Annotated in this window: 6 protein-coding genes; 3 read left to right on the top strand and 3 right to left on the bottom strand. The window is 70.4% G+C overall.

Features of this window, described 5'->3' with window-relative positions; genetic code table 11:
* On the bottom strand, nucleotides 1-705 hold a 705-nt coding region (locus BST11_RS26555; protein ID WP_142276605.1), incomplete at its 3' end, for a PE family protein.
* A gap of 257 nt (nucleotides 706-962) precedes the next feature.
* Here BST11_RS26555 and BST11_RS26550 point away from each other — a divergent pair.
* Nucleotides 963-1457 carry a macro domain-containing protein gene (locus BST11_RS26550; RefSeq protein ID WP_067317965.1) on the top strand — a complete coding sequence of 165 codons (495 nt, stop codon included), beginning with the start codon at nucleotides 963-965 and terminating at the stop codon, nucleotides 1455-1457.
* 8 nt (nucleotides 1458-1465) lie between these two features.
* Here BST11_RS26550 and BST11_RS26545 read toward each other — a convergent pair whose 3' ends face one another.
* Complete coding sequence (locus BST11_RS26545; protein WP_067317963.1) at nucleotides 1466-1771, bottom strand: MTH1187 family thiamine-binding protein; 306 nt, start codon at nucleotides 1769-1771, stop codon at nucleotides 1466-1468.
* Between the two features lie 51 nt (nucleotides 1772-1822).
* On the opposite strand from BST11_RS26545, the gene dtd reads away from it, so the two are divergent.
* Nucleotides 1823-2257, top strand: coding sequence for a D-aminoacyl-tRNA deacylase (gene dtd / locus BST11_RS26540; RefSeq protein WP_067317961.1), 435 nt, complete (start codon nucleotides 1823-1825; stop codon nucleotides 2255-2257).
* An 11-nt stretch (nucleotides 2258-2268) separates the two neighbouring features.
* A complete protein-coding gene (locus tag BST11_RS26535; protein WP_067317959.1) occupies nucleotides 2269-3183 on the top strand; it encodes a class I SAM-dependent methyltransferase in 915 nt (304 codons plus the stop codon).
* A gap of 30 nt (nucleotides 3184-3213) precedes the next feature.
* Here the strand turns inward: BST11_RS26535 and BST11_RS26530 are convergent, their stop codons facing one another.
* Nucleotides 3214-4206, bottom strand: a complete 993-nt coding sequence (locus BST11_RS26530; RefSeq protein ID WP_083141145.1) for an alcohol dehydrogenase catalytic domain-containing protein — start codon at nucleotides 4204-4206, stop codon at nucleotides 3214-3216.
* Nucleotides 4207-4208 lie beyond the last annotated feature (2 nt).

Below are 4208 nucleotides of genomic sequence, written 5' to 3'. Positions count from 1 at the left end.
CCCACCGGTCCCGCCGATGCCGCCGGGACCGCCCGCCCCGAACAGCAACCCTCCGTTACCGCCGGCACCGCCCGCACCGCCGGCCCCGCCGGCCCCGCCGATAACACCAGTACCGCCGGCGCCGCCGTTGGTACCGGTGGTGCCGGTGCCACCAGTGGTGCCGGCAATCCCTGTTCCGCCAGCGCCTCCCGCGCCGCCGTTGCCCCACAGCCCCGCGTCACCACCCCGGCCGCCGGCCTGTCCGGCCCCGCCGGACCCGCCGTTGCCGCCGTTGCCCCACAGGATCCCGCCCGGACCGCCGTTTTGGCCTGTCCCCGGCGCCCCGTTGGTGCCATCGCCGATCAAAGGCCGCCCGAGTAGCAGGTTGGTGGGTGCGTTGATCACCCCCAAGATGTCGTCGACGATCGTCTGCAGGGGGTTCGCACTGGCGGCTTCGGTGGCCGCATAAGCACCACTCGCGCCGGTCAGCGCCTGCGCGAACTGATTGTGAAACGCGGCCGCCTGCGCACTGAGGGCCTGGAAATCCTGCGCGTGGCCGGAAAACAACGATGCGATGGCCGCTGACACTTCATCGCCGCCGGCGGCCATCACCCCCGTTGTGGAGGCCGCGGCCGCCGCGTTGGCCGCGCTGAGCGACGAGCCGATGCCCGCCACGTCCGCTGCCGCCACTGACAAGAATTCCGGTGAAGCGATCAGATATGACATCGCTGGCCTCCACGTGCTACTTACAGACCGTCGGCGAGGCACACAGCGTATACATAGGCGAAAACATTTGTTTTCAGTTTCGACAAAGTTGTCCATCCGCTTCGCCGAAAGGCGTGGAGTCCCGGGCTGAGCTGCGGAAATGGGCCGGCTCCTCCGCAAACGGGACGGCACACGGGCGATGCGCCCGCCGGCGTTCCACGTCGGACGGACACTTGAACGGACAAGTCAAACGGACAAGCTGGACGGACAATGAGCCAATGATCGAGGTAGAGGTACTGCAGGCCGACGTGACCAAGCTCGAAGTCGACGCCATCACCAACGCGGCCAATACCGAACTACGGCACGGGGGCGGCGTCGCCGCGGCGATCTCCCGCGCGGGCGGGCCCGCGGTGCAGCGCGAATCGACCGAGAAGGCGCCGATCGGGCTCGGGGACGCGGTCGAGACCACCGCGGGCGACATGCCGGCGCGCTACGTCATCCACGCGGCCACCATGGAACTGGGCGGACCCACCTCCGCCGAAATCATCACCCGGGCGACCGTTTCGACCCTTCACAAGGCCGACGAGCTCGGCTGCCGCTCGCTGGCCCTGGTGGCGTTCGGCACGGGCGTCGGCGGCTTTCCGCTCGAGGACGCGGCGCGGTTGATGGTCGACGCCGTGCGCGAACACCGGGCGAGCTCGCTGGAGCGGGTGGTGTTCGCCGTCCACGGCGCCGCGGCGGAGCGGGCGTTCCAGGACGCGGTGCACGACTGACCGGGTGACTAGTCGCCGGAGAGGCGGCGCTCGACCGAGGCGACCTTTTGGGTCATCGCGTCGTGAACCCCGGGCCGCCAATCGGCCTTGATCACCGTGCTGACCCTGGGCGCGCGGGCGGCCACGGCCTCGACCGCGCGCTGCACGACGGCCATCACCTCGCCCCAGGTGTCGCCCTCGATCACGGTGAACATCGAATCCGTCTTGTTGGGCAGCCCGGATTCGCGCACCACGCGAACCGCGTCGGCCACGATCTCGCCGACCCCCTCACCGACGCCCAGCGGGGTGACGGAGAACGCGACGAGCACGGACACGTGACGAGCCTACCCAACCTGTGCCGGTCCGGCCTGGCAGCATCGAGGGCCATGCGGGTTCTGGTGCAACGGGTCTCGTCGGCGTCGGTGTCGGTCGACGGCCGGGTGGCGGGTGCCATCCGGCCGGACGGCCAGGGCTTGGTGGCGTTCGTCGGCGTGACCCACACCGACGATCCCGACAAGGCCCGGCGGTTGGCCGAAAAGCTTTGGTATCTACGCATTCTCGCCGGCGAACGGTCCGCCGCCGACGCCGACGCACCCATCCTGGTCGTCAGCCAGTTCACCCTGTACGCCGACACCGCCAAGGGCCGCCGGCCGTCATGGAACGGGGCCGCTCCCGGTGAGGTCGCCGAACCGCTGGTGGCGGCTTTCGCCGAGGCGTTGCGGTCGCTGGGCGCGCAGGTGCACACCGGCGTGTTCGGGGCGAACATGCAAGTCGAGTTGGTCAACGACGGCCCGGTGACCGTCATGCTGGAGATTGCGTAGCTTGGGTTGCTATGGGGACTCCTGAGTTCGGGTCGCAACGGTCCGACGACGACCAGTGGGACATCGTCAGCAGCGTGGGCTACACCGCGCTGCTCGTGGCGGGATGGCGGGCCCTGCACGCCGCGAGCCCGCGGCCGCTGGTCCGCGACGAGTACGCCAAGCTGTTCATCGACGCGTCGGGTGACCCGTATCTGGCGGGCGCGCTTGCCAACCCGGGAACCTCCGAGGACGAGACGGCCTTTCCCCGCCTGTACGGCGTGCAGACCCGGTTCTTCGACGACTTCTTCACCTCCGCCGGCGGCGCGGGCATCCGGCAGGCGGTGATCATCGCGGCGGGGCTGGATTCGCGGGCCTACCGGCTTGACTGGCCCGACGGCACAACGGTTTTCGAGGTGGACCTGCCCAAAGTCCTGGAATTCAAATCGCGCGTGCTCGGGGAACGGGGCGCCACGCCCAAGGCCCGCAGGGTGGAGGTCGCCGCCGACCTGCGCACCGAATGGTCGCGGACCCTGGAGGCCGGCGGCTTCGACACGGAAACCCCCAGCGCCTTCTCGGTGGAGGGAGTGTTGCCCTACCTGACCGACGAAGCCCAGAACACGCTGTTCACCCGGATCAGCGGGCTCAGCGCGCCGGGCAGCCGGATCGCGATCGGCGCGCTCGGGTCGCGCCTGGACCGCGAGCAGCTCAGCGCCCTGGAAACCGACCACCCCGGCGTCAACATGTCCGGCGACGTGGACTTCTCCGCCCTCACTTACGAGCCCACCATCGACCCCGCGGAATCGCTGGCCGCGCACGGTTGGGCCGTCGAACCGGTCCGCAACACGCTGGACCTGCAGGCCGGCTACGGGATGACGCCGCCGGAGGTCGACGTCAAGATCGACGCCTTCATGCACTCGCAATACATCACGGCGACGCGGGCGGGGTGAGCCCGAGGCGTCGGGGAGTCAGGGGCTGTGTCAGGGTTTCAGCAGGACCTTGACGTCGTCGCCCGACCGCGACGCCGCGGTCGCGTAGCCGTTGGCGGCCTCGTCCAGCGGCAGCGTCGTGGTGAAGATGCCGTCGACGTCGAGCCGGCCGGACTGCAGCAGCGGGATCAGCTCCGGCCACGTCCGTTGCACTGGCGCCGTGGTCATGCGCAGCGTGATGCTGCGGATCAGGCAGCCCAACGCGTTGAGCGGAAACGGATTCATGTCGTGCACCCCGACCACCGAGACCGTGCCGCCGGGCCGCACCGCGTTGAGCGCCTCGGTCAGGGATGCGTCGGTGGCGACGGCGTCGATCACCGCGTCTGCGCCGCGCCCGCCCGTCGCGGCGAGTATGGCCTCGACCGCCGGCGCCTTGATGGGCGTGGCGCCCCAGCGGGCCGCGCGGTCGAGGCGCCCGTCGACGCGGTCCACCGCGAAAACCATTGCGGCTCCCTGGAAAATCGCGCTGCGCAGCGCGCACAGGCCTACCGCGCCCAGGCCGATGACCGCGACGGTGCCGCCGTAGGGGATGTCGGCGCGCTGCGCCGCGGCCCAGCCGGTGGCCAGGTTGTCGGTGAGCAGCAGCGCCTGCTCGGTGTCGATCCCGTCGGGCATCTCGAGCAATTGGAAGTCGGCCGCCGGCACCGCCAGCAGGTCGGCCTGGGCGCCGCCCAGCACCCCGCCGCCGAAGATCTGAAAGCCGGCGTGGCACATCACCGGGTCGCGGGTGGCGCAGCCGGGGCAGGCGCCGCAGCCGGTCACCGACGACACCATGACCTGGTCGCCGACCTTGACGGTGCGCACCTGCGGCCCCGTCTCCACGACCGTGCCCACCGCCTCGTGCCCGAGCGTGATCGGTTCGGCCAGCGGGAAATCGGCCTCGTAGAAGTGCAGGTCGGATCCGCAGATGCCGGCCGCGGTGACTTCGACGATGGCGCCGTCGGGGCCGCAGGTGCGCACCGTCAAGGTCGGCGACCAGGTCATGG

This window comes from Mycobacterium alsense (assembly GCF_002086635.1).
GTDB classification, from domain to species: Bacteria; Actinomycetota; Actinomycetes; order Mycobacteriales; family Mycobacteriaceae; genus Mycobacterium; species Mycobacterium alsense.
The sequence above is the reverse complement of the archived record's forward strand: the minus strand, read 5'-3'. Positions and strand labels throughout refer to the sequence as shown.